Raw genomic sequence first — 25,794 nt, forward strand, 5'->3', positions numbered from 1 at the left:
TTTTGGTATTTAGGTGTTGTAATTTATTACAAATCCTTAGCGTTTTTTACCTTCTGATCGGTCAAAGCAAATTTTAATACTTCGCTCATTTCTTTTACATAATGAAAAGAAAGTCCTTCAAGATATTCAGGTTTTATTTCATCAATATCACTCTTATTTTCATGACACAGAATAATTTCTTTGATATTTGCTCTTTTTGCCGCCAAAATCTTTTCTTTGATTCCACCAACTGGCAAGACTTTTCCACGTAATGTGATTTCCCCTGTCATAGCTAAGTTTTTCTTCACTCGTTTTTGTGTAAACAATGAAACTAATGACGTCAACATCGCGATTCCTGCACTTGGACCATCTTTTGGCGTAGCTCCTTCCGGAACGTGCAAGTGAATATTATATTTAGAAAGAATCTCGGAATCCAATCCTAAAAGTTTTGCATTCGCTTTAATGTATTCTAAAGCAATTGTAGCAGATTCTTTCATGACCGTACCTAAATTTCCGGTAATAGTCATGGTTCCTTTTCCAGGAGAAAGCAACGATTCTATAAACAGAATGTCACCACCTACAGATGTCCAAGCCAAACCAGTTACCACTCCGGCAACATCATTATTCTCGTATTTGTCTCTCTCTAATCTTGGAACACCAAGTGTTTTTATGATATCTTCGTCCGTTACTTTTTTATTATACTCCTCTTCCATTGCAACTGATTTGGCTGCGTTACGGATTACTTGTGCAATTTTAGCTTCTAGACCACGAACACCAGATTCACGCGTGTATCCTTCAACGATTTTTTCCAATTGTTTCTTTCCAATAGTCAAATCTTTAGTTGTCAAACCGTGTTCTTTCAGTTGTCTTGGAAACAAATGTTGACGCGCAATTTCTACCTTTTCTTCAATTGTGTAACCTGACATTTTGATGATTTCCATTCTGTCTTTCAACGCAGGTTGGATGGCAGCCATATTATTAGAAGTAGCAATGAACATCACTTTAGATAAATCATATCCCATTTCAAGGAAATTATCATAAAACGAATTGTTTTGTTCCGGATCTAAAACTTCCAGTAATGCCGAAGATGGATCACCTTGATTACTGTTAGATAATTTATCGATTTCATCCAAAACAAAAACTGGATTCGAAGTTCCCGCTTTTTTCAAACTTTGAATAATTCGTCCTGGCATCGCACCAATATAGGTTTTTCTGTGTCCGCGAATTTCCGCTTCATCACGCAATCCACCAAGGGAAATTCTAACGTATTTTCTACCCAAGGCTTCTGCAATAGAACGTCCAATTGAAGTTTTACCAACTCCCGGAGGTCCTGTTAAACATATAATTGGTGATTTCATATCATTTCGCAATTTTAAAACTGCCAAATGTTCTATCATTCTTTTCTTCACGTCTTCAAGACCAAAATGATCTCTGTCCAATATTTTCTGAGTTCTTTTTAAATCGAAATTATCTTTGGAATATTCGTTCCAAGGCAATTCTAAAAACAACTCTAAATAGTTTCTTTGTATTCCAAAATCAGGCGCTTGCGGATTCATGCGTCGCATTTTAGACAATTCTTTATCGAAATGTTTTTTGGTTTTCTCATCCCATTTTTTGGTCAAAGACTTTTGCAACATTTCGTCCATTTCCTCTTCCTGAGAAACACCACCCAATTCTTCCTGAATGGTTTTCATTTGCTGGTGCAGAAAATATTCACGTTGTTGTTGATCCAAATCAAAACGAACTTTAGACTGAATATCATTTTTCAATTCGAGTTTTTGCAACTCAATATTCATATAACGAAGCGTTTCTAAAGCTCTTTCTTTCAATTCATTAATAGCCAACAAATCTTGTTTCTCTTTAACAGAAAGATTCATATTAGAAGTCACAAAATTGACTAAAAATGATTGGCTTTCAATATTCTTGATGGCAAAAGTAGCTTCACTGGGAATGTTTGGACTTTCTTTGATAATTTGAATGGCTAATTCTTTGATTGAATCCAGAATCGCTACAAATTCAGTATCATTTTTCTTAGGTCTTTTTTCAGGAACTTCCTTGATTTTCGCGGTGATATAGGGCGTTTCATCAATAACAGCATCAATTTCGAAACGTTTTTTACCTTGAAGAATTACCGTTACATTCCCATCAGGCATTTTTAGCACGCGTAAAATACGGGCAACAGTACCTATTTTATGAATATCATCTTTGGTTGGATCTTCATCTTCCTCATTGATTTGAGCAACAACTCCTATCGTTTTACCGGCAGCATTGGCGTCATTGATCAATTTGATAGATTTATCACGTCCCGCAGTAATTGGTATCACAACTCCAGGAAATAAAACCATATTTCGCAAAGGTAAAATAGCCAATAATTCCGGTAATGCCTCATTATTCATTTCCTCCTCGTCCTCGGGAGTCAAAAGTGGAATTAAATCTGCTTCCGAATCAAATTCCTGAAGTGACAGATTGTCAATAGTAAGTATTTTATGATTTGACATATTTTATTTAAGTCTTTTTGTCATTAAAAAATTCATTATTTAAACAAATATAAGGTTTCAAAATAGTCTTTTTATATAAAATCTAAGTTTAATCCTCATTATTTGCATAACGGTAAAAGAGTCAATCTCTGTGCCAAAATATAATCTTTCATCCTAATTTTCCATTAGAAAGAGATATTTTAGACACAACAAATAATAGCCAAATAAAACAATTCGGAAGACATCATAAGAAAAAATATAGTTTAATTTTAAAAACTGTAACAAATGCAAAAATAACAAGTCCTTATAATAAACTAAAATCAGCTGTTTGAGTTTAACCAACTATAATATCGAAGAATTAATCTTGCTTTGCAGGCAAAAAAATCAAAAAGCACAGTGTGAGGTTTACAATCGCTATGCAAAAGCGATGTATAATGTGTCCTTTCGGATTGTCAAAGATGTCCATTTTGCTGAAGATGTAATGCAAGAGGGTTTTTTAAAAGCATTCACTAAAATAAACGACTATAAACAAGAAGTTGCTTTTGGTGCTTGGTTAAAAAGAATTGTCGTGAACTGTAGTATTGATTTTTACAAAAAAAACAATCAATTCAAACCAGAAGATTTTGATACCACACTTTATAAAATTGAAGAAAAGGAATCTGCTTTAACTGAAATTACAAACTTCAATGAACTAAAAGTAAAACAAATTTTAGAGGTCATTAACTCCCTGAAATACAATTACAGAATGGTTTTAACTTTATTTTTTATTGAAGGTTATGACCAAGAAGAAATTAGTGAAATACTTAATATAAGTTATGCCAATTGCAGAACTACACTGAGTAGAGCCAAAGATTGTTTAAGAAAAAAACTAGAGGAAATATGAAAAAGGAAAATAAAAAACTGGACAAATTATTTGACAAATTTGAAAATCAATGGGATATCGAGACTCTTGAAAATCATCATGAGGAACGATTTGTAAAAAAATTAAAATCCAAAAAATCGAATTGGGAACGTTTCGCCTCTATTGGTATCGCTGCTTCTATAGTTGTTATGTTAGGGCTTTCAATATTCAACAATACTCCTAAAAAAACAGAAGAATTGCGATTTGCATCCAGAGAAACTAAACAAACAGATTCCATTTTCACTGTTTTAATTGAAAATGAATTAGAAAAAATAAAAGAAAAAAAATCACCTGAAAATGAAAAAATAATTTCCGATGCACTCAAGCAAATGAGAACATTGGATAGTGATTATGAAAAAATAATTAAGGAATTAGAAACAAATGGAGAAAGTAAGCAAATTATTAATGCGATGATCAGCAATCTTCAAACACGAATTTCTTTTTTACAAAATGTACTGTTACACATTGAAAACAATAAAAAATTAAAAAATATTTCTGATGAAAAAACAATTTAAACTACTCTTATTAGTCGTTTTAATTCCATTTTTAGGATTTTCCAATGATCCTGATTATATTCATACCAAACAAAAAATCATAAAAAAAGCCTATTTCGTCAATTCAGATGCAGGTCTTTATATTGATAACTCATACGGCAATATCTCAGTAACAACTTGGGACGAAGATAAAACCGAATTGGATATAGTCATAAAAGTGAGTGGTGATAACGAAAATTGGGTCAACCAACGCATCAACGACATTGATGTTGATATAATTGCGCTGAAAGGGATGATTACTGCAAAAACCATTTTAGGAAACTCGAGTTATAAGAGTAATGGCAAAAACAATAGTTTTCAGATTAATTATACGCTAAAAATTCCAAAAAACGGAAGTGTAAAACTCCATAATAAATACGGAAATATCAATACATCAGACTTATTCGGTGAAGCTGAAATTAAATGCAAATACGGCAAAATAACATTAGGTCGATTATCCGGAAACTCCAGTAACATACAAGCAGAATATTGCTCTAACTCGACTATTTCATTTTTAAAGAATGCAATCATTGGGGCAAAGTATTCAAATTTGAAAATTGGAGAAGTCACAAAACTAGATTTGGCTTCAGATTATACGGATGTTGATATTCAAGAAAGTGATGTCGTTAAATACATCAGTAAATACGGGAATATTAAAATTCAGAATGTAAAATCGTTAGATGCAACCGGTAATTATTTAACCCTTAAAGTTGGTGAATTATCCAATACTTTAAAACTGTCCACAAAATACAGCAATGTAACTATTGGAACTATAAATGCAAAAGTCAATACTGTAACTATTGCAGCGGGTTACACCGGATTAAACATTGGGTTTGATGCTAATTATGCTTTTGATTTTAATGTGACCGTAAAATATGCCAATTTTAAATATGACAATGAATTAGAAATAAATTCTAAAGAAGACTCGTATAACTTGAAAAAATACAGTGGTTTTTACAAGAAAAAAGGAGTAAATAATGTATCTATAATTTCAGATTACGGAAATGTAATACTAGTAAAAAAACAATAATCTTAAATCTTTACTTATGAAAAATTCAATCAAATTATTTATTAGTTGTTCACTATTACTAACGACAATGGCTAATGCTCAATGGTCATCCAATCAAAAAATAAAAGGAAACGGCAAAGTAATTTCTGAAAAAAGAACAACAGCTTCTTATGATGGAATTGCAATAACAGGTTTTTTTGATGTCGAATTAGTTTCGGGAAAAGAAGGAAACATTACTATAAAAGGCGAAGAAAATTTATTGCCTTACATCAAAGTTGAAGTTGTCGATCAAGTATTAAAAATTTCTACTGAAAAGAACAAATATATCAGTACCAGCAAAGGAAGTCAAATTATCATAATTGTCCCTTTCGAAAGCATTAATCAAGTTTCTTTGACTGGTTCAGGCGATGTGATAACTAAAAACAGCATTAAATCGAAATCATTTTCAGCTAAATTAACGGGTTCAGGTGATATGAATTTAGATGTTGAAGCAAATGACTTTGATGTTAACTTAAGTGGTTCAGGAGATATAGTTCTAACAGGGAAAACGGAAAATTTCAGTAGTAATTTAAACGGTTCTGGTGATATTGATGCCGGTAATTTGAAAGCTAAAAACGCAAAGATTACCGTTTCCGGTTCAGGAGACAGTAAAGTTTTTTGCAATGAAAGCCTTCACGCCAGAGTTTCTGGTTCAGGAGATATTGAATACACGGGGAATCCAAAGAAAAAGGATACGAAAGTAAATGGCTCAGGAGCAATCTCGAAAGCTTAATTTTTAAAAAGTAAATTAGAAGAAAAGGTGTTTTATTAATTTTAAACGCCTTTTTTTGGAACTCTTTTCAACAAAATAATACCAATTATAAAAAAGATTGCCAAAAATACAGTCGCAAATCTTGGACTCCCCGTAATTTGATCTATGACTCCGTAGAAGCACATTCCAATAACAATTCCCACTTTTTCGGCAACATCATAAAAACTAAAAAATGAAGCAGTGTCTTCGGTTTCAGGCAATAATTTAGAGTAGGTAGAACGGGACAAAGCCTGAATTCCTCCCATTACTAATCCTGCAAAACCTGCCATAATATAAAACTGTATAGGCGAAACAATAATATAAGCTAAAATACATAAAATAACCCAAAAACAATTAATTACTATTAACGTAGGGATATTTCCAAATTTCTCGGAAGCTTTGGAGGTTAGAACTGCACCAATAATTGCCACCAACTGGATTAACAATATACAAACGATTAGCCCCGTTGTGCTTTCGCTTTTAGATTCCCAAGCAATTTCTTGTGCTCCAAAATAGGTAGCAACTAGCATTACTGTTTGTACAGCCATACTATAAACAAAAAAACTAAGTAGGTATTTCTTTAAGATAATATTTTCATCAAGCAAACCCCATACTTTTTTTAATTCTCTAAAACCATTAAAAATAACGTGGTGTGTCACTTTTTGGTTTGCATTGACATTCCCTTTTGGCAAAAAATAGTAAGTGTATTGACTAAATATAATCCACCAGATACCAACCATAACAAAAGAATAACGCATGGCTTTCATGGCTGCTTCCCCTTTGGTTCCCGATATCCCAAAATATTCTGGCATCATAATCATTGCCAGATTAATAATCAATAAAATAACGCTTCCTGCATAACCAAGAGAATATCCTTTAGCACTAACTTCATCTTGTTGTTCAGCAAAAGCAATATCCGGCAAATAGGAGTTATAAAACACCAAACTCCCCCAAAAACCTATTAATCCTAAAAAATAAAAGAGTAAACTGATGTATATATTTTCTAAACTAAACCAATATAAACCTATACAAGATAAAGCACCCAAATAGCAAAAAAATTTCATAAATGATTTTTTATTGCCTATATAATCTGCAATACCAGATAAGAAAGGAGAAATTATTGCTACTGCCAAAAATGCCGTCGCAGTAACAAAACTAATTAATGCAGAATTTTTAAAACTAAATCCCAAAAAATCTATATAATGATCTCGCTCAGAAAATAAGGCTTCAAAAAAAATAGGAAAAACAGCGGAGGTAATCACCAGGGGATAAACTGAATTTGCCCAATCATAAAAAGCCCAAGCATTTAATAATTTTTTACTCCCTTTAGATAAATCTGCCATGTTTAATTTTTTGTGATGCGAATTTATTTATTTTTTGCTTAGAATTATTCAAAATTTAAATAATTCGACATTAACAAATCATTAACTACTAAGAATCATTCGCTTGAAAAAAAATTAATAAAAAAAGGACTACTCTTTTTTGAGAATAGCCCTATTAAATGTTATAAAAATGTAATAATTTTAAAACATTATCTTCTAATGACCCCAACTTTAGCAGCTAATGCTTTTGCTTCTGGAATCAATGCTTTTAAATTTGCAATTCTGGTAACATCAGATGGATGCGTACTTAAGAATTCTGGTGGCGCTTGTCCTGAAGATTGTGCCGCCATTCTTTGCCAAAAAATAATAGATTCATCAGGATTATACCCCGCAATTGCCATTAAAGTAAGTCCAATTTTATCAGCTTCAGTTTCGTGATTTCTACTAAAAGGAAGCATTACACCAAACTGAGATCCTAATCCATACGCTTGACCCCATATTTGCTGCGTTCGTTCACTTTTACCAGATGTTCCAACAGCTATAACTTGGCCAAGTACCTCCTGAGCTTGTCCGGCACTCATACGTTGCGCACCATGATTTGCCAATGCATGAGAAACTTCATGCCCCATTACAGTCGCCAAACCGGAATCATTCAATGTTACTGGCAAAATTCCTGAATAAACAACAATTTTTCCTCCTGGCATACACCATGCATTCACCTCTTTATTGTCTATTAATTTATATTCCCAACGATAATCCTGTAAATATTGTGATTGACCCAAATAGGTTAAATATTTTTCAGCCGCAGCTTTAATTCGTAGTCCAACTGTTTCTACTTTTTTAGCATCAGCAGTTCCAGTAATCACTTTATTTTCCTTCAAAAAAGTACCATATTGTTGAAAAGAAGTTGGAAACAATTCAGTGTTTGAAACTATATTAAAATTTTTTTTACCTGTTACAGGATTCGTTGCACAAGAATAAACCAATCCTGCTGCAAAAATCCCTACTAATAAATGCTTTTTCATAATTATAGATTTTAAATATTATACAAAAATACTATTATTATCCATTTTTTTATTTACATAATTAAATGTAAATGTATCAATTTTTTTGTTATTCCCCCATTATATACAAAGAGGTAAACTCCTTATTAACAATTAAATAACTATATATTTCTAAGTTATTTTTATCAAATGATACTTCCACATTATCAATTTCAATCATTTTAACTTTAAATGGTAATCCGATAAGATTTATTTTATATTTCGAATAATTCGTATCGTATTTTCCTTCCTTGTGCAACTGAATAATCAATTCTTTCTCCTTACCGGTTGTTTGAAACGATAAGAAGCTGTATCTCCCTTTTTTGTAATCATACCCATCTTGCGCATCTTCGTAAACTACTGATTTTTCTTTTCCTTCTTTGTAGTAAATATCTAATGTTAACTCCTCAAATTCTAACTCCCCAACATATTGTTGAACAGGATACTTCGGAATTACTGCTCCCGCTTTTATAAAAATTGGAATTTGATCAAATTTAGTGTCGACCCAAATTTCTTTTCCTCCTTTAATTTCTTCGTTGGTCCAATAATTATACCATTGTCCACGAGGAATATACATTCTTCTGCCTACAGCATTTGGCTCTAAAATTGGACAAACTAATATTTGATTTCCAAAAACGAATTCATCATTTCTGTAATGCGTTTGAATATCATCTTGGTCATAATATACTAATGGTTTCAACATAGGAATTCCTTCCTCAATATATTGCCAAAACATGGTGTATAAATACGGTAATAATTGATATCTCAAATTGACGAATTTTCTGGTTATATCAATAACTTCTTCATCAAATGCCCAAGGCTCCTGATTGCCGTGATCCCCAGAAGAGTGTGTTCTGCAAAAAGGATGGAAAACACCCAATTGAATCCAACGTGCGTATAATTCTCCCGAAGGTTGTTCTGCAAATCCACCTATATCAGAACCCGTGAACCCCATTCCTGAAATAGACATTCGTTGTACCTGTATATTAGCTATCCACAAATGTTCCCAAGTGGCAACATTATCCCCGGTCCAGGAAGATGTGTAGCGTTGTGCTCCCGCGTATGCTGATCTTGTTATTACAAAAGGTCTTTTTGGATACGCAAATCGTTTCACACCGTGATACGTTGCTCTCGCCATTTGCGTACCATAAATATTGTGTGCTTTTCTATGACTGCAGGGATTCCCATCATAATCGTGACGTACATCCATAGGAAACGTTTTATTAGGAACCTCCATAACTGCAGGCTCATTCATATCGTTCCACACACCTTTTACTCCAATATCTGAAATCAATTCTTTGAATAATCCTGCCCACCATTCTCTAACTGCGGGATTTGTATAATCCGGAAAATTACATTCTCCTGGCCAAACTTTCCCTTTCATGTAAGGACCATCAGCTCTTTTACAGAAATAATCTTTCTCTAAAGCTTCTTTATAAATTGAATATTCTTTGTCAATCTTGATTCCCGGATCAATAATTACCACAGTTTTAAAACCGTCCTCGGCTAATTCAGCCACCATTCTTTTAGGATCGGGAAAATATTCTTTGTTCCAGGTGAAACATCGAAAACCTTCCATATAATCAATGTCCAAATACAAAGCATCACAAGGAATTTTCAATTCTCTGAATTTGGCAGCAACTTCTTTTAGATTACTTTCCGGATAATAACTCCATTTACATTGGTGATATCCAAGTGCCCAAAGTGGCGGTAATTCTGGTTTACCCGTTAAATGTGTATAGGTTGTAACAACATCCTGCATTTCAGGCCCATAAATGAAGTAATAATTCATTTCTCCTCCTTCAGCCCAAAAACTGGTTACATTTCTTCGTTCGTGACAAAAATCAAAATAGGTTCTAAAGGTATTATCAAAGAAAATACCGTATGATTGTTTGTTTTGTAATCCAATATAAAACGGAACTACCTTGTATAAAGGTTCTTGGTCTTTTTGAAAAGCATATTGATCTGTTGCAAAATTCTCCAGTCTCTTACCTTTAAGATTCATTTGGGTTGCTTTATCGCCAAGTCCGTAAAAACATTCTCCGTCCTTGGAAGATTTACTCATTTTTACGATATTTCCACCGTATTCATAGCTTTCTTCCCAATGAAATCCCAACTCATCTTCTAAGATAATAGTATCCTCTAAATCAAAAATAGACAACCTCATATCTATTTTTTGAATTCTACATTTTACTTTACTGGTTTTTATCTGATAATAGTCTTCTACTTCAGAGACCTCAAGAAAATTATATCCATGAGAATGACTTTTATCAACTGCATAAGAAAAATCGTTGCTAAAATACCCTTTTGTTGTAAATCTAAACCGGATTAAACTATCTCTTAATACAGTTACTTTTAATATGACACTATTATCGGTATGAAAAAATATGGAGTCTACTTCATGCTCAAAAGAAACTATTTTTGTGGGATATAAATCGCCTTTATATTCTAATTCTGTATTTGTAATCATCTTTTATGGTATTAATTTTAATCTTTTTCAAGAACTCAAACTTACAAAATCACTTTGTAAACGGTTATATATGTGGGGTTTATTTACGAAAACGTTATAGTATGTTTCAATAAAAAATCCGTTATATATAATAATGGTTTCCATTATAAATGAAAACCATTTATATTATTACTTCAAAATTCAACAATTTAATACTTATGAAATTTTAAAAACGGTAACACTTAAGGGAGGTAAAAGCAACTCCGCAGAATAATCTCTTCCATCATAAGGCGTAGCCTCAATTGCTATTTCTTTAGCGTTTGAAACGCCACTTCCTCCATAATTTGAACAGTCACTATTAAAAATTTCTGTCAATTTTCCTTTTTTAGGTAAACCAATTCGATAATTAGTACGCACCACTTGAGTAAAATTACAAACTACAATTACATCATTTTTTGGGTCATTTCCTTTTCGAATGAAAGACATCACGGCATTTTGATGATCGGAATAATTAATCCATTCAAAACCTTCCGGACTGAATTGTTTTTCATGCAAGGCAGGCTGTTTTTTATACAATCTATTCAAATCTGTAATCAATAGTTTAACTCCTTCATGAAAAGGATATTGCAACAAATGCCAATCTAAACTTCCTTCAAAATTCCATTCACTGCTTTGTCCAAATTCGCTACCCATAAACAACAATTTAGTTCCGGGATGCGTAAACATATAGCCATAGAGTAATCTTAAATTCGCGAATTTCTGCCATTCATCACCTGGCATTCTTCCAGCAATAGATTTTTTTCCATATACCACTTCGTCATGGGAAAGTGGCAACATAAAATTCTCAGAAAAGGTGTAGGTCATCGAGAAAGTCAAATCATTTTGATGGTACTTTCTATATACCGTATCTTTTTGAAAATATTCCAAAGTATCATGCATCCAACCCATCATCCATTTCATACCAAAACCTAATCCACCTATGGATGTAGGTCGGGAAACCATTGGGAACGAAGTACTTTCCTCGGCGATAGTTTGTACTCCTTCATAATTTAGATAAACGGCTTCATTAAATTCTTTTAGGAAACTAATCGTGTCTAAATTCTCTCTTCCTCCGTAAATATTAGGTTCCCATTCACCATCATTTCTGGAGTAATCTAAATACAACATGGAAGCTACAGCATCAACGCGCAACCCATCAGCATGATAATGATGCAACCAAAATAAGGCATTACTGATTAAGAAGGAACGAACTTCATTTCGTCCATAATTAAAAACTAAACTTTTCCAATCCGGATGATATCCTTTTCTGCGATCAGGATGTTCAAAAAGATTAGATCCGTCAAAAAAACCTAAACCATGGGCATCATCTGGAAAATGAGATGGAACCCAGTCCAGAATTACTCCAATTCCTGCTTCGTGTAATTTATCTACTAAATGCATGAATTCTTGCGGATTCCCAAAACGGGAAGTCGGCGCAAAATATCCTACCAATTGATATCCCCAAGAAGGATCATACGGATATTCCATAATTGGCATAAACTCCACGTGAGTAAAACCAGTTTCTTTTACATAATTTACTAAATCCTCGGCAAATTCCAGATAGGTTAAAAAACGATTTTCTTCAGCGTGGCGTTTCCAAGAACCTAAATGTACTTCATATACTGAATAAGGTTTGTCTAAACCATTATGATTTTGTCGGGTTTCCATCCAGTTTTTGTCTTTCCATTGATACTCTAAATCCCAAACTACCGATGCCGTATGCGGTGGTTTTTCACAGTAAAAAGCAAAAGGATCTGCTTTCTCAGTTACAATACCTCCGTTGTTAGAGTATATTTTATATTTGTAAGTTGTCCCTTTTTTGACATTTGGAATAAAACCTTCCCAAATACCGGATGAATCCCAACGAACTCCTAATTGATGTTCGCCTTGTGTCCAAAAATTGAAATCGCCAACCACCGATACTGAATGAGCAGTAGGAGCCCAAACTGCAAAATAAACACCATCTACTCCGTCAACCGTTATAAGATGTGCGCCTAGTTTTTCGTACAGTCGGAAATGTTTCCCTGATTTGAATAAATCGATATCAAAATCGGTAAAAAGAGAATGCGAGATAACTTTGCTCATATAACAATTGTATGCTTCTGCTTTTTATAAGAAACAGAATATTATTTTAAGAAAAAACAGTTTATAAATTTATTTTATGATGTAATTATCCGGTATAATTGCTCCTTTTTTAATAACAACTATTCCATCTTTAATGGCGTATAATTCATTAGAAAAATCTTCTAAATGATTCCCTCCATTGATATACACATCATTACCAATTCTGCAATTTTTATCAACAAGCGTATTATTAATGAAACATCTTTCCCCAATTCCTACTAATTGTCTGCCGTTTTTAAGGTCTTCATTCATATCATCAATATTCTGATAGAAATCATTCCCCATCACATAACAACTCTGAATAATGGTTCCCTCGCCTATTCTGGATCGGATCCCAATCACGGAATGGTTTATTTCTTTAGCATTCAAAATACAGCCTTCGGAAATTAATGATTTATCAATCGTTGTCTTTTGGAATTTTGAAGGTGGCAATAACCTTGGTCTTGTATAAATTTTATTATTATCATCAAATAAATTAAACTTTGGCAAGTCTTCAGTAAGTCCAATATTAGCCTCAAAAAAGGAATCAATATTACCAATATCAGTCCAATATCCTTCATATTGGTAACTTAATATCTTTTTATGACCTACCGCTTGCGGAATAATTTCTTTACCAAAATCTTTGGTTTCTTTATTTGACATGATGTCTACCAACAATTTTTTGTTGAAGATATAAATTCCCATTGAAGCCAAATAATGCTTGCCTTCGCTCTTCATTTGCTCACTTACATCCGATTCCCAGTCTGGCAACAATTCCTTAGCTGGTTTTTCTATAAAAGATTCAATACAGCTTTCAGAGTTTGTTTTTAATATTCCAAATTCAGGTGCATCCTTTGCATTCACAGGTAAAGTTGCAATGGTAATATCAGCTTCTGTCTTGATATGTTCCTCTACCATATCGTTGAAATCCATTTGGTACAACTGATCTCCAGAAAGAATCAAAGCGTAATCAAAATCATGGTTTAAGAAATGAGGCATACATTGTCTTACAGCATCAGCCGTACCTTGAAACCAAGTTGGATTATCAGGAGTTTGTTCAGCAGCAAGAATGTCAACAAAAGCGTGGCTAAAAATACTAAAGTTATACGTATTTTTTATGTGTGCATTTAAGGAAGCCGAATTAAATTGAGTCAGTACAAACATTCTGTAAATGTCTGAATTCATACAATTTGAAATCGGAATATCAACCAGTCTATATTTGCCTCCAATCGGCACAGCTGGTTTTGATCTTGATTCTGTCAACGGATATAATCTGGAACCTTGTCCTCCACCTAAAATAATTGCAATAACATTTTTCTTTTTGGGTTTCATTTCTTGTTACTTATTAGTTTGTACATTTCTATATATTCCTGACAAACACGCTCCCAAGAATGGTCTGTGTTCATTCCTATTTTTATAATTTTGTTGAGATGTTCTTTGTCTTTATATAAATTTACAGCTCTTTGAATCGAATAACAAATATCTCCAACAGTTGCCTGGTCATGACAAATTCCGTTTCCATCATCGCCAAAATCAATGACTGTATCCCGTAATCCACCCGTTCGTCGCACTATAGGTATTGTTCCGTAACGCAAGGAATACATTTGGTTTAAACCACAAGGCTCCACTCTTGAAGGCATTAATAAAAAATCAGAACCCGCATAAATTAAGTGTGCTAATTCTTCATTGTATCCAATGAAAGTATTGTAATTCCCTTTATAATCAGATAGTAAGTCGTTCAATTGATTCTCAATAGCTGTATTTCCTGAACCTAAAATTAAAATATTAATTTGCTGAAAATTTTCAGATAAAGCGAGCGCTGAAGCATGTGGCAATAAATCGCCTCCTTTTTCTTCTAATAACCTACCAATGAAACTAAAAAGTGGTTTTGTTGGATCTAAATTAAAAAGGTTGCACAATTTTTCTTTATTTTCCTGTTTCCCCTTTTCAAAATTTTTAATCGAATAATTGGTTGACAGCATAGCGTCTTTGGCCGGATCCCAAACTTCTATATCAATTCCGTTCAAAATTCCTTTGGATTTATAACGCACCAGATTAAACAAGGATTCGAGTCCGTTTGCGGAATAATTAATTTCATTCAGATAATTAGGGGAAACTGTAGTTACAGCCCAAGCACATTTTATGGCTACTGCCAATGAATTGATGCAATTATCCCATTCTAAAACTTTGACATGAACCAAATCAAATTCTGGTAAATAATACAATTTATCAAAACCAAACTGTCCTTGGTACAAACCATTATGAATGGTAATCATAGAAGGAGTATTTCGTAATTTTTCGTATTTATAACAATACAACATCATAAAAGGAATCAAACCAGAATGATGATCATGACAATTGATAACATCAGGAACTTCATTTCTGCTTCCAATCCAATCTAATGTCGCGATTTGGAAAGATAAAAAACGTTCGATATCATCTTCATACCCATAGACGTCTTTTCTATCAAACAATTCTGGAATTTCAACCAAATATAATTCAAATCCCAATTTGTCTATTTTTTCTTTGAGAATATTAAAAGGAAAATTAAAACTTCCTAATGTTATAGTATTTGAATAAATACATTCAAACTTATTTTCCTTTATGAATTTTGTGTTATAACAAGGCATTACAACTCTTATAAGATGTCCAGCATTATTTTGATATTTTGGTAATGCGCCAACAACATCAGCTAAACCTCCTACTTTTGCAACGGGATAACACTCTGCGCTAATATGAAATATTTCCATCTATGAAATTTTGATATTTTCAGTTAATTGTATGTTTACAATTTTTTTTAAACAATTCTAAATATTTATTATTTCAGTCTTTTGTATGAATACCAATTAAAACCTTTTAAAAAATACTACTTTTATGTTTTTCTAAATTTAGTAAAAAAATTACAAAATAATAACCCGCTTGAAAATTTATCAAAATGACAAAAAAAACTTCTAAACATACACAATCCTTAGAAATTCCTAAAATTATTTTATTAACCAGTAAATTAATCTCTTTTATATCGCCAAAACTAATAACCTTATTTGCTGCTAAACTCTTTGTTACTCCAATAAAACACAAAATTCCAAAAAGAGAATTGGAAATGGACCGCAAAAGCGTACAAAAACTGATTTCTGTTCCGTCAATTAATAAAGAAGTGATGGTTTATAATTATGGAAAAAGCGATAAGAAAGTATTATTAGTTCACGGATGGTCTGGAAGAGGCACTCAATTATTCAAAATAGCGGATGAATTACTTAAAGCGGGTTATTCAACTATTAGTTTTGATGCACCGGCACACGGAAAATCTCCCGGAAAAACGACTATAATGGTTGATTTTATCGCTACAATTTTAGAAATAGACAAACAATTTGGACCATTTGAAGCAGCTATTGGCCATTCATTAGGAGGAATGTCCGTTTTGAATGCCATAAAAAAAGGACTCAAAGTAAATCATGCGGTAGTAATTGGCAGTGGAGATATTGTAGAAGATATTATGGATGATTTTGTGACAAAATTAGAATTGAAACCAAATATAAGCACTCTTTTGCGCTTGCATTTCGAAAAAAAATATGGAGAAAAAATGAACAGCTATTCTGCTTTTTTAGCTGCAAATGAAACTACTATTCCTGTATTAGTAATCCATGATAACGATGATCCAGAAGTTCCTGTAAAAGCAGGAATACACATTCACAAACACCTCAAAAACGGAGAATTACTATTAACTAACGGATTAGGACATCGAAAAATTCTAGGTAACTCTAAAGTAATTGAAAGAACAATTCAATTTATTCAGAGTAAATAACTGATTTACAATTATTAAAACTAAATAGTGAATTTAGAATAATAGTAGCCAGAGATAAACAATAATAATTTTTTTAATAAAATTAATAAATCATGAAATATCCTTTAGAGAAAACAGAACAAGAATGGAAAGAGCAATTGGGAGAAGAACGCTACAGAATTCTTCGTCAAAAAGGAACTGAATATCCACACACCGGAGCCTACAATTTGCATTATGAAAAAGGAACTTATTGTTGTGGAGCCTGCGGAGAACCTTTGTTTGAAAGCAATTCCAAGTTTGATGCACATTGCGGTTGGCCTTCTTTTGATGAATCAATTCCTGGAAAAGTTGAATATATTTCAGATGTTACGCACGGCATGAAACGTACCGAAATACTTTGTGCTAATTGTGGCAGTCACCTAGGACATGTGTTTGATGATGGACCAACAAAAACGGGGCAACGCTATTGTGTGAATTCGTTATCGGTAGACTTTAAAGAATAATGCTATGGACTTATTTGGAAACTCAACTGATTGGGCTAAAAAACTAGAGCCTATTCTAACAAAATATAAAGGCCGAAAACATCCTTTAGAACATCATAATTTATATCAACTTTTGGTTATGGTAGTTTTATCGGCACAAGATTCTGATGCCCATATAAATAAAATAGCTCCTGCTTTGTTTGAAGCATATCCCAATATGAAAAGCTTGTCCGTATCAAATTTTGATGCATTAATCCCCTATATTTCCAATGTTAGGAATTTTGGAAATAAAGCGAAATGGTTACTGGAAATTGCTCAAATCGTTAAAAAAGACGAAAATATTCCGCTTACAATGGATAGTTTAGTTGCTCTAAAGGGAATCGGACGAAAATCAGCCAATGTCATCATGCGAGAAGCAAAAGTTCCTGCAGAAGGTATAATCGCCGATTTGCATGTAATCCGTGTTGCTCCCAGAATTGGTTTAATCGCAGAAACCAAAGACGGTATTAAAGCGGAAAAACAACTCATGCAAGTGTTGCCAAGAGCAATTTGGGACGAAATTGGAATGGCTATTTCATTTTTAGGAAGAGAAATTTGTAGACCAAAACCCAAATGTGAAGAATGCCCGATTAATGAAATTTGTAATTACTACAATACTGTTTTCAAAAAAGAGACCATTTAGTCAAATTATATTTGCTTAAATGGTCTCAAAAAAAAAGTAAAATATTATAAACATAATTTATCAACTATTTTTGACACTGAAGTTATTTCAGTGGTGTTTTCAATAGTTGGCCCAGCAACCCAAACAGTTTTATACGTAACTTCGGTAGCCGCTTTAGTGACCGCATTTGATCCAATCATATATCGAATCATTTTTACCCACTTTTTTAAAGTTTTATTTTTATTTAATGCTTGTTCTAGCCAAGTTTGCTTAGTCCCCACTTTTTTAACATAAGGAGTATTAATAACAGTACAAGGTGTTCCCGATATTTTCTCGGTCAAAACAATATCTTTTGCACCATAATCAACACACGCTTGTTTATATTCCTGCGAAACTCCAGATTCAAATGAAGCAATAAAAGGACTTCCGACAGATACTCCTACTGCACCATAGGATAACATCTTTTCTAGCTCTTTTTTAATACTAACACCACCAGCAGAAATAACAGGTAATGTTGTATTTAAATTTAATTCTTTAATCAACTCCTCTGGACCAAGATTACCTCGATGTCCACCCGCCAGATTATTGACAGCTATTAAAGCATCAGCACCTAAACTTTCTACTTTTTTGGCAAAATCCAAGTCGGTAACATCACAAAAGACTTTAATTCCAACCTTATGAGCTTGTTTGATAGTCTCTTCCGGTGAGCCTAAAGATGTAATTATAAAATCTACTTTTTCCTCACACAATACCGCTAATTGATCTTTGTATTTGATATTCGATTTATTGACAATCAAATTATATCCAAAACTTCCGCCGGCAACTTTAGCAGCTTTGAGTTCAATGACTGAAGCACGCAATTCCTCCAATGTGCGATAATTTAATGCCGGAATACAACCCGCAACACCCGATTTCATTCCTTCAATAACCATTTTAGTATTCGAAACTAAAAACATTGGCGCCATAATCAATGGGCGATTAATATTCAAAAGGGAAGTTAGCGTAGGCTTTGTCATTATTTATATTTTTAATTAAAACAAATATAGCAAAATATACTATGCACGCCTAGTATTTATAATTAAAACAAAATCCAAAGCTTATTGTTTAGCAGAACATAATTGACTTATAGCGTTATAAAAAATAGAGCGTAAAATTGAATTACGCTCTATTCAAATAATAATAAATAGTATAATTTTTTATAAAAAAGAAGGTTTTAGAGCGGGCTTTATTCGTTTTTTAGAAGCTTGTTCGTAAGCAAAACCTAATCCTATTAATTTATCCTCAGTATACGGTGTTGAAAAAAAAGATAGACCAACAGGCAAATCATAAACCATTCCACAAGGAACAGTAATATGCGGATATCCACTCGCCGCAGCAGGAGTCGTCAAGGAATATCCCCAGCGGTCTCCATAAATCATATCAATACTGCACGCTGGTCCCATTGTAATTCCGCAAATGGCATCCAATTGATTTTCTTTGAAAACTGTATTTAAAATATTTTTACTTCCAGTAAAACTTTTTGCCAATGCATCAACATATATCTTATCATCCAATCCTTTTTTTGCATCAGAACTTTCCAGTGTTTCTTGCTTGAAATAAGGCATTGCTTTATCTTCATTATTTTTGTTAAAAGCGATAACCTCTTTTAAAGTCTTTACTTTTGCATTCGCTGTAGCCAAATATTTATTCACTCCATCTTTAAATTCGTATTGTAAAACTTCAAATTCGGCTTGACCCAAAGCATTAATTTTATCTAAATAGTCAATTTCGATAATAACAGCACCTTGTTTTTTTAAAAGATTAATGGCATCATCTAAAAGTGCATTTATGTATTTATTATTTCCTTGTGGTTTTTTTTCAATTCCAATACGCTTGCCTTTCAAAGCGTTTATATCTAAAAAAGTGGTATAATCCTTTTGAGCTTTTCCTTTACTTTCAACGGTTACAGAATCATCCTGATCAATTGCTGCCATTGCTCCTAATAAAATAGCAGCATCGGTTACTGTCCTAGCCATCGGTCCTGCTGTGTCTTGCGTTTTTGAAATAGGAATAATTCCTGACCGGCTGACCAAACCTACTGTTGGTTTTATACCGACAACACCATTAACGGAAGCTGGACAAACCACAGAACCATCAGTTTCCGTTCCTACTGCGACAACGCATAAATTAGCAGAAACGGCAGCACCTGAACCTGCACTAGAGCCGCATGGATTATGATCTAAAATATAGGCGTTTTTTGTCTGTCCGCCTCTACTGCTCCATCCGGAACAGGATTGAGTAGAACGGAAATTAGCCCATTCGCTCAAATTGGTTTTACCAATAATTATAGCACCGGCTTCTCTTAATTTTTTTACAACAAAAGCGTCTTTTGTAGCGATATTTCCTTCCATTGCCAAAGCTCCAGCAGTGGTTTGCATTTTATCTCCAGTATCAATATTGTCTTTTATTAAAATTGGAATGCCGTGCAAAGGACCTCTGCTTTTTCCTGATTTCATTTCTTTATCCAATTCAATGGCAATTGAAACGGCATCCGGATTAATTTCGATAACCGAATTTAATTGAGGTCCATTTTTATCAATAGCCTCGATACGTTTTAAATATATATGTACTAATTGTTCCGAAGTATATTTTCCAGAAACTAATTTTTTTCGTAAACTGTCTATGGTTTCTTCATCTAATTCAAATGCAGCATTAGAATCTTCAAATGATGCTGCATTTTCATCCTTTTTGGAACTGGGAGTACAGCCTGTAATCACAAGTGTGGTAAGGCCTACGGAAGCTAAAGTTGCAGTTGTTAAAAAAGATCTTCTTTTCATAGATAAAGTTTTTTACCTGGATGGAGGTTAATTAAAAATTAAACTAAAGTAAAAAATTTTGACCAAATACAATGAATAATAAAAATGAACAAAAGTTAAATTTTATATTGATACAATTTCTAAATATAGAAAAATGAAACCAAAATGGAAGTCAATAAAATATAAGTAAATATTTGCACTAATTTTCTCTGAGGATGTTTGTAATAAATCACATCATTTTCTAACAACTGAGCCACATATAAGAAAAATTTATTTTCACTTACACCTGATGATTTTTTACTCAAAACACTTAAAAAACGAAATAAAGTATTATCTGCAAGTGATGGATTTATATTTTTTTTTTCATCATCAGTATCATTAAAACTAGCTATACTAATATTATGATAATCTCTCAAATAGCCTCTATTCTCATCTTCCTCCTCTTCAATATTTTTTAAAACGAAGAACCAAGAGCAAATCAAAAAACTGAGGAGAATGAAATATATTGGAAAATCAATTTCTGAAACGGTCAATAAGCTAAAATTGTATATTCCAAAGCCAATATTAGAAATCAAAAGCGATTTGTAGGGCGAATTAGATTTAGCTTCAATAATGAAACTCATCAATACTATGCCAAAAGCGCCATAAGAAACAAGATTGAAATTTTGCAGATGCAAAAAAATAGAATCCATAATTACAATTGTTATATTTCAATTTACAATGGAGTAATTTTTTAAAAGAAAGGCAAATGCCTGCCCTCATTATTCCCATTTGGATGCTGCGGACACGGAAAGCTTGTCAAACTAAAAATCGAAGAAGATGTTGCACCACAGTATCTACAAGAGTACTGCGCCTTTTCAGAACCTTGATAAACTACATGTTTACCATTACCACTTCCAAGTGGATGCCGATAACAGGACTTTTCTGTAAGACTTAAAATACTATTACTTTTGGAACCACAATTTTCACAATAATACTTTTGCATGCGATTTAGACTTTAATTTATCTACTTTGAAACAAAAATATAAAATTAATAGAAGCACAATAAAGACGTCTTATGAAAGGTGGTTTTAAGGCTATGAAAGCGCTCAATTGGTTTCTAAACACAAAAAACTCCTATCCAAAATTGGATAAGAGTCTTAGTGGATATTCATTTATAAGTATTATACCGTCAGTCTTATGGTAACGGTCGTTCCATTATTTTCTGTAAATTGAATATCTATCGGATTTACATTAGAATTTTGCAGCAGTGAAAGTCTTTCTTTAGTTAACTGAATGCCTTTCGACTGATGTATTTTACTTTTTTTAGAAGCTTTTAAGTTCATTCCGTTATCGATAATTTTACATTCCAGAACGTTTTTAGACAACATTTCAAAAGAGATTGTCAGTTTTGGAGCAGGATGTAAAGCGTTAAATGCGTGAACAAAAACATTTTCAACAAAAGGCTGCAGCAACATGGTTGGTATTTTTGAATGATAAACATCCACATTATCATCGATATGGAATTCCGTTACAATTCGGTTATCAAAACGCATGTTTTCAATACTGATGTAGGACTTCAAATACTCCACTTCTTCTTCAATAGTTATCGTTTGTTTAGAAGAATTTTCCAATGTTTTCCGAATTAACTGTGCAAACTCTCCTATATATTTTAACGAGTTATCAATGTCATTACTGATAATATAATCCTGAATAGCATTCATCGCATTAAAGGTAAAATGAGGATTCATCTGGCTTAATAATGCTTCCAGTTTAGTTTCTGCAATACGTTTTTGTATCACAGCCTTTTCTCTGGATTTCTTTTTAGATTTAAAAATCAAATACACTAAAACATTAAATACAACCAATACAACTAGAGCAATAAACCACCAAGTCATCCAAAATGGAGATTTAATTTGAATTTTTAATAATTTAAAAATAGTGGCTTTTCCTGCATTGGAATCAAAAACTTCTATTTCTAAATTGTAGGTACCATAAGGTAAGTAAGGTAAAAATAAGTTTGTTTTTTCACTATATGGACTCCATCGATTAGTGCTTTTTAGACGATATCGAAATTTTAATTTATTAGGAAAAGCATGTCCTTTTGGAATAAAATCAATAGAAAAAGAATTGTCTTTATAGTCACAAATTAATTCTTTGGAATTAAAACGAAACCATTTATAATTACCTGAACTGATAGGTATATTATTTATTGCAATGGATGAAACTGCAATCTCCGAAACGGTCATTTGCGGCGCTGTTAATCGATTTAAATCAATGATATAATATCCTTTTTTAGTCCCTAACCACAGTTGATTGTCAAAAATTCGTGAAGTGGTAACCGTAGCATCTTTTAACCCTTGTTCATTGTCAATTAATCGAACAACTCCATCTTTATAGAGGTTAATTCCTTTTTCAGTACCTATGAGAATAAAATCTTTGTACGATTCTAAAAACAAAATCGTGTTACCTACAATCTCTTTTTTAGAAATAGTTTTTAAAATTTTAAAAGCTTTTGAATCATCAACAATAAAAACATTTCCAAATTCTGCTGCCAAAATAAGTTGTCCTTTATTGTTACTTGTAATATGTTTAAACTTTTTCTCTTTCCAAATTTTCTCCGCCAAATAAGAATGAAACTGATTATTTTTATAGACATATAATCCATTAAAAACAGAAAGTAAATACGTTTTATCTTTGTTAGTAAGAATCTTAACAATATACTGAGGAGTGTTTTTTTCGAACTTTGAAAAATGTTTATTTACCAGACTATGAACATTGTCATATAGCCTGGTACCTGCATAAGTTATTGTTTCTATAAATTTACCATCGTATGTAAAACCAATTTTCAAACTATGTTTAGGCAAGTAATTTATAATATTTCCTAAACTGTTGATTTCAAATATCCCTATATTACTTCCTATCCAAAAAGAATTATTGTTCTTTACAATTTCATAAAACTCAATACCGCTGGCTGGGATAGTAAAATCTAATTCAAAATCTCTCGACTCAATTCCTTGTTTAGTTCCAACTTTATTCCCTTTTTTTAAAAAATTTACTTCGAAATTCTTAAAATCCTCAAGTGAAATTATTTTTGAAATTTTCTTATTTGAATCTAAAATAGTCAAACCTCTATTGTGCAAAATTAATTTCTGTTTCTCTAAATTTTCAAAATCTATAACTGATTTAGAATCAAATAAATTATAATCAATTATTTTGTCTAAGCGAACTTCATAAATTCCTTTATCATTAGAACCTACATATAATATATCCTTGGATTTATCGTACACTACATTTAGCAAAATTTTAGAATCTATTCCATAAAATTCCGAAACATCAAGCATTTTGTCATTCTCAACTTTATAAAGCCCGCCATCTGGCTTGTAAACTCCCCAAGCCGCTGCAAAAATTGAGTTTCTCTTATCTTTAGCGTATTGCCAAACCATCGATTTACCAAATTTTACTGAGGATGACTTGCCTTTTAAAATATCATTAATAAAAAATTTATCTATAAACCCTTCATTACTGCTGTAAAGTGTTGATCCAAAAAGTGCTACTTCATAGGTGTTTTTATGCAAAAAAATAGGGATAATTTTTGGAGATGAGCCAGATTCGTCAATTTTAAACAAACCGTCAAAAATAGTAGCAAAGTAAACTTCGTCTTTATATTCGAAGAAAGAAATACTAATAAAATCCTCTTTGTGAGGTGGCACTTTTGGAGTGACTACTTTATTAGTATTAATATCAATAATCGAAACTCCTTGTTCTGTACCTACGTACATTTTATTTTTAAAAGGAAATACTTTTCGGGTTTTATCCGCTAATAAACCATTTTTTGTTGTGAAAACAGTGAACTTTTTACCATCAAATTTACTGATTCCTCCTCCATAACTGGCAAACCACATGTTCCCATTTCTATCTTGATTAATATCCCAACAGCTATTGTGCCCCAAACCATCAGTTTCATCTAAATTAGAAAATGAACCATTCTCCATCCTGGAAACACCATTTTCAGTTCCAATCCACAAAATATTTTTTGAATCCAAAAACAAAGAACGAACAGCATTATTAGGTAATCCATCTGCAGTAGAATAATTCTTGGAAGGAAAATATTGCCCTAAAATAAGATTTGGAAAAAACAGAAGGCTGAAAAAAAGGATTAACTTATTTAGAAATCGCATCAATCAATTCTTTTTTAGTAAATGATTTATCTGAAACGGGAATTTTATCACCAGTGATCATTTCCAAGATAAACTCATCAGACTTGAAACTAACTACAAAATTGATATTAATTAGAAAACTTCTGTGAACTCTCAAAAAATTTGATAAATGAAGTAATTCGCAAGTTTCTTTAAAAGATTTAGAAGTAAAATATTTTTTATCCAAAGTATGAACTGATGTATAAGCACCATCTGATTTACAAAACACAATTGTATTGACTTGAACTACTTCAAAACCAGTTTTTGAAGGAAAAACTATTCTCTCTTTTCCCGTATTTTGATTAACTATATTTTCAGCTAGTAATTTATAACGATCAAAATCAGTTTTATGAGATTTTGCTTTTACAACACGAGCAATAGCCAATTGAAAATCGGAAATGTTGATCGGTTTAATGAGATAATCTAAAGCACTATTTTTAATCGCATTTAAAGCATATTCTTTATGCGCTGTTGTAAAAATAATTTCAAATGTAATCGTTTCAAAATACTTAAAAAGTTCAAACCCATTTTCCTCCGGCATTTGAATATCTAAGAAAACTATATCTGGATTGTATTTTTTAATGGAAGTAACTGCTTTTTTAACAGAGTCACATTCATCAACAATTTCTATTATATCATTGTATAAATGGAGACATAGTTTCTTTAAAAAACTACGTGCATGAGATTCATCGTCAACTATAATTACTTTTAGTTTCATTAAATGGGAAATTTAAGCTAAAAATACTAGATATAAAAGAGGAAACCTACCAATATTGAATATTAAAAACGTTTTATTTAAAAAAAATACTATTCAACTTAATGAATAAGATCGTTTAAAGAAATGAAAGACTCTATAATTTAAACTTAACATTGGTTTTTTATTAAAAAAATATCCCAAAGTATTTTTATCGTAAAAATAAAAAAACTTCAGCCAGCGTTAGCCAGATGAAGTTTCTTGTACTCAGAGCGGGACTTGAACCCGCACGAACATTGCTGTTCACTGGATTTTAAGTCCAGCGTGTCTACCAATTTCACCATCCGAGCATTTTGTGTGGTACCTCCAGGGATCGAACCAGGGACACATGGATTTTCAGTCCATTGCTCTACCATCTGAGCTAAGGTACCAGTACAATTTCTTATAATGAAAAAGTAGGAATAAAAAAGCCTATCTTTTCAGATAGGCTTTTCAAAGAAAGGCGACGACATACTCTCCCACATAACTGCAGTACCATCTGCGCAGGCGGGCTTAACT

At 32.4% G+C, this 25,794-nt stretch carries 19 protein-coding genes and 2 tRNA genes; 7 read left to right on the forward strand and 14 right to left on the reverse strand.

What is annotated here, in order from left to right:
• Positions 1-26: 26 nt before the first annotated feature.
• Positions 27-2,477: an endopeptidase La gene (gene lon, locus BC952_RS09935; RefSeq protein ID WP_121365504.1), complete on the reverse strand. Its 2,451-nt coding sequence runs from the start codon at positions 2,475-2,477 to the stop codon at positions 27-29.
• A gap of 307 nt (positions 2,478-2,784) precedes the next feature.
• Here lon and BC952_RS09940 point away from each other — a divergent pair, with 307 nt between their 5' ends.
• From BC952_RS09940 to BC952_RS09955, 4 genes are read left to right on the forward strand one after another with little or no spacing between them, the layout of a single operon-like run.
• Positions 2,785-3,339, forward strand: a complete 555-nt coding sequence (locus BC952_RS09940) for an RNA polymerase sigma factor (protein ID WP_121365505.1) — start codon at positions 2,785-2,787, stop codon at positions 3,337-3,339.
• Entirely contained in the window at positions 3,336-3,872 is a 537-nt protein-coding gene (locus BC952_RS09945; RefSeq protein WP_121365550.1) for an anti-sigma factor, read from the forward strand. Before BC952_RS09940 ends, BC952_RS09945 begins: the two co-directional genes overlap by 4 nt.
• Complete coding sequence (locus BC952_RS09950) at positions 3,856-4,920, forward strand: hypothetical protein (RefSeq protein WP_121365506.1); 1,065 nt, start codon at positions 3,856-3,858, stop codon at positions 4,918-4,920. The genes BC952_RS09945 and BC952_RS09950 overlap by 17 nt, the downstream gene beginning before the upstream one ends.
• Before the next feature lie 16 nt (positions 4,921-4,936).
• Positions 4,937-5,671 (forward strand): head GIN domain-containing protein, encoded by a 735-nt coding sequence (locus BC952_RS09955; protein WP_121365507.1) that lies wholly within the window; start codon positions 4,937-4,939, stop codon positions 5,669-5,671.
• 41 nt (positions 5,672-5,712) lie between these two features.
• On the opposite strand, the gene BC952_RS09960 is transcribed toward BC952_RS09955, so the two are convergent.
• From BC952_RS09960 to BC952_RS09985, 6 genes are all read right to left on the reverse strand, one after another.
• Positions 5,713-7,032, reverse strand: a complete 1,320-nt coding sequence (locus BC952_RS09960) for an MFS transporter (protein WP_121365508.1) — start codon at positions 7,030-7,032, stop codon at positions 5,713-5,715.
• 188 nt (positions 7,033-7,220) lie between these two features.
• Positions 7,221-8,036 carry a M48 family metallopeptidase gene (locus BC952_RS09965; protein ID WP_121365509.1) on the reverse strand — a complete coding sequence of 272 codons (816 nt, stop codon included), beginning with the start codon at positions 8,034-8,036 and terminating at the stop codon, positions 7,221-7,223.
• A gap of 88 nt (positions 8,037-8,124) precedes the next feature.
• Positions 8,125-10,524, reverse strand: a complete 2,400-nt coding sequence (locus BC952_RS09970) for a glycoside hydrolase family 31 protein (RefSeq protein WP_121365510.1) — start codon at positions 10,522-10,524, stop codon at positions 8,125-8,127.
• Between the two features lie 195 nt (positions 10,525-10,719).
• The gene (gene glgB, locus BC952_RS09975; protein WP_121365511.1) at positions 10,720-12,627 is read right to left on the reverse strand and encodes a 1,4-alpha-glucan branching protein GlgB; all 1,908 of its coding nucleotides are present in this window, start codon (positions 12,625-12,627) and stop codon (positions 10,720-10,722) included.
• A 69-nt stretch (positions 12,628-12,696) separates the two neighbouring features.
• Positions 12,697-13,977, reverse strand: coding sequence for a glucose-1-phosphate adenylyltransferase (locus tag BC952_RS09980; protein WP_121365512.1), 1,281 nt, complete (start codon positions 13,975-13,977; stop codon positions 12,697-12,699).
• Positions 13,974-15,395 carry a glycogen synthase gene (locus tag BC952_RS09985; protein WP_121365513.1) on the reverse strand — a complete coding sequence of 474 codons (1,422 nt, stop codon included), beginning with the start codon at positions 15,393-15,395 and terminating at the stop codon, positions 13,974-13,976. The genes BC952_RS09980 and BC952_RS09985 overlap by 4 nt, the downstream gene beginning before the upstream one ends.
• Before the next feature lie 185 nt (positions 15,396-15,580).
• On the opposite strand from BC952_RS09985, the gene BC952_RS09990 reads away from it, so the two are divergent.
• From BC952_RS09990 to BC952_RS10000, 3 genes are all read left to right on the forward strand, one after another.
• Positions 15,581-16,447 (forward strand): alpha/beta fold hydrolase, encoded by an 867-nt coding sequence (locus BC952_RS09990; protein ID WP_121365514.1) that lies wholly within the window; start codon positions 15,581-15,583, stop codon positions 16,445-16,447.
• 92 nt (positions 16,448-16,539) lie between these two features.
• Positions 16,540-16,929 carry a peptide-methionine (R)-S-oxide reductase MsrB gene (gene msrB / locus BC952_RS09995; RefSeq protein WP_121365515.1) on the forward strand — a complete coding sequence of 130 codons (390 nt, stop codon included), beginning with the start codon at positions 16,540-16,542 and terminating at the stop codon, positions 16,927-16,929.
• 4 nt (positions 16,930-16,933) lie between these two features.
• Positions 16,934-17,590, forward strand: a complete 657-nt coding sequence (locus BC952_RS10000; protein ID WP_121365516.1) for an endonuclease III domain-containing protein — start codon at positions 16,934-16,936, stop codon at positions 17,588-17,590.
• 44 nt (positions 17,591-17,634) lie between these two features.
• On the opposite strand, the gene BC952_RS10005 is transcribed toward BC952_RS10000, so the two are convergent.
• The 7 genes from BC952_RS10005 to BC952_RS10040 all read right to left on the reverse strand — a co-directional run bounded on the left by BC952_RS10005 (position 17,635) and on the right by BC952_RS10040 (position 25,667).
• Positions 17,635-18,585, reverse strand: a complete 951-nt coding sequence (locus BC952_RS10005) for an NAD(P)H-dependent flavin oxidoreductase (RefSeq protein ID WP_121365517.1) — start codon at positions 18,583-18,585, stop codon at positions 17,635-17,637.
• Between the two features lie 180 nt (positions 18,586-18,765).
• Complete coding sequence (locus tag BC952_RS10010; RefSeq protein ID WP_121365518.1) at positions 18,766-20,385, reverse strand: amidase; 1,620 nt, start codon at positions 20,383-20,385, stop codon at positions 18,766-18,768.
• Between the two features lie 119 nt (positions 20,386-20,504).
• Entirely contained in the window at positions 20,505-21,056 is a 552-nt protein-coding gene (locus BC952_RS10015; RefSeq protein WP_121365519.1) for a hypothetical protein, read from the reverse strand.
• Between the two features lie 471 nt (positions 21,057-21,527).
• On the reverse strand, positions 21,528-24,524 hold the full coding sequence (locus tag BC952_RS10025; protein ID WP_121365521.1) for a sensor histidine kinase: 2,997 nt from the start codon (positions 24,522-24,524) through the stop codon (positions 21,528-21,530).
• A complete protein-coding gene (locus BC952_RS10030; RefSeq protein WP_121365522.1) occupies positions 24,508-25,260 on the reverse strand; it encodes a LytR/AlgR family response regulator transcription factor in 753 nt (250 codons plus the stop codon). Before BC952_RS10030 ends, BC952_RS10025 begins: the two co-directional genes overlap by 17 nt.
• A 240-nt stretch (positions 25,261-25,500) precedes the next feature.
• A tRNA-Leu gene (locus BC952_RS10035) sits at positions 25,501-25,586 on the reverse strand.
• Positions 25,587-25,594: 8 nt separating this feature from the next.
• Positions 25,595-25,667, reverse strand: a tRNA-Phe gene (locus BC952_RS10040).
• Positions 25,668-25,794: the final 127 nt, after the last annotated feature.

The organism is Flavobacterium limicola, from assembly GCF_003634755.1.
In the GTDB taxonomy this organism is placed as follows: domain Bacteria; phylum Bacteroidota; class Bacteroidia; order Flavobacteriales; family Flavobacteriaceae; genus Flavobacterium; species Flavobacterium limicola.

Coding starts and splice junctions, on each gene's coding strand:
- lon (WP_121365504.1), bottom strand. CDS start 2,477: ATGTCAAATCATAAAATACTTACTATTGACAATCTGTCACTTCAGGAA.
- BC952_RS09945 (WP_121365550.1), top strand. CDS start 3,336: ATGAAAAAGGAAAATAAAAAACTGGACAAATTATTTGACAAATTTGAA.
- BC952_RS09950 (WP_121365506.1), top strand. CDS start 3,856: ATGAAAAAACAATTTAAACTACTCTTATTAGTCGTTTTAATTCCATTT.
- BC952_RS09955 (WP_121365507.1), top strand. CDS start 4,937: ATGAAAAATTCAATCAAATTATTTATTAGTTGTTCACTATTACTAACG.
- BC952_RS09960 (WP_121365508.1), bottom strand. CDS start 7,032: ATGGCAGATTTATCTAAAGGGAGTAAAAAATTATTAAATGCTTGGGCT.
- BC952_RS09965 (WP_121365509.1), bottom strand. CDS start 8,036: ATGAAAAAGCATTTATTAGTAGGGATTTTTGCAGCAGGATTGGTTTAT.
- BC952_RS09970 (WP_121365510.1), bottom strand. CDS start 10,524: ATGATTACAAATACAGAATTAGAATATAAAGGCGATTTATATCCCACA.
- glgB (WP_121365511.1), bottom strand. CDS start 12,627: ATGAGCAAAGTTATCTCGCATTCTCTTTTTACCGATTTTGATATCGAT.
- BC952_RS09980 (WP_121365512.1), bottom strand. CDS start 13,977: ATGAAACCCAAAAAGAAAAATGTTATTGCAATTATTTTAGGTGGAGGA.
- BC952_RS09985 (WP_121365513.1), bottom strand. CDS start 15,395: ATGGAAATATTTCATATTAGCGCAGAGTGTTATCCCGTTGCAAAAGTA.
- BC952_RS09990 (WP_121365514.1), top strand. CDS start 15,581: ATGACAAAAAAAACTTCTAAACATACACAATCCTTAGAAATTCCTAAA.
- msrB (WP_121365515.1), top strand. CDS start 16,540: ATGAAATATCCTTTAGAGAAAACAGAACAAGAATGGAAAGAGCAATTG.
- BC952_RS10000 (WP_121365516.1), top strand. CDS start 16,934: ATGGACTTATTTGGAAACTCAACTGATTGGGCTAAAAAACTAGAGCCT.
- BC952_RS10005 (WP_121365517.1), bottom strand. CDS start 18,585: ATGACAAAGCCTACGCTAACTTCCCTTTTGAATATTAATCGCCCATTG.
- BC952_RS10010 (WP_121365518.1), bottom strand. CDS start 20,385: ATGAAAAGAAGATCTTTTTTAACAACTGCAACTTTAGCTTCCGTAGGC.
- BC952_RS10015 (WP_121365519.1), bottom strand. CDS start 21,056: ATGGATTCTATTTTTTTGCATCTGCAAAATTTCAATCTTGTTTCTTAT.
- BC952_RS10025 (WP_121365521.1), bottom strand. CDS start 24,524: ATGCGATTTCTAAATAAGTTAATCCTTTTTTTCAGCCTTCTGTTTTTT.
- BC952_RS10030 (WP_121365522.1), bottom strand. CDS start 25,260: ATGAAACTAAAAGTAATTATAGTTGACGATGAATCTCATGCACGTAGT.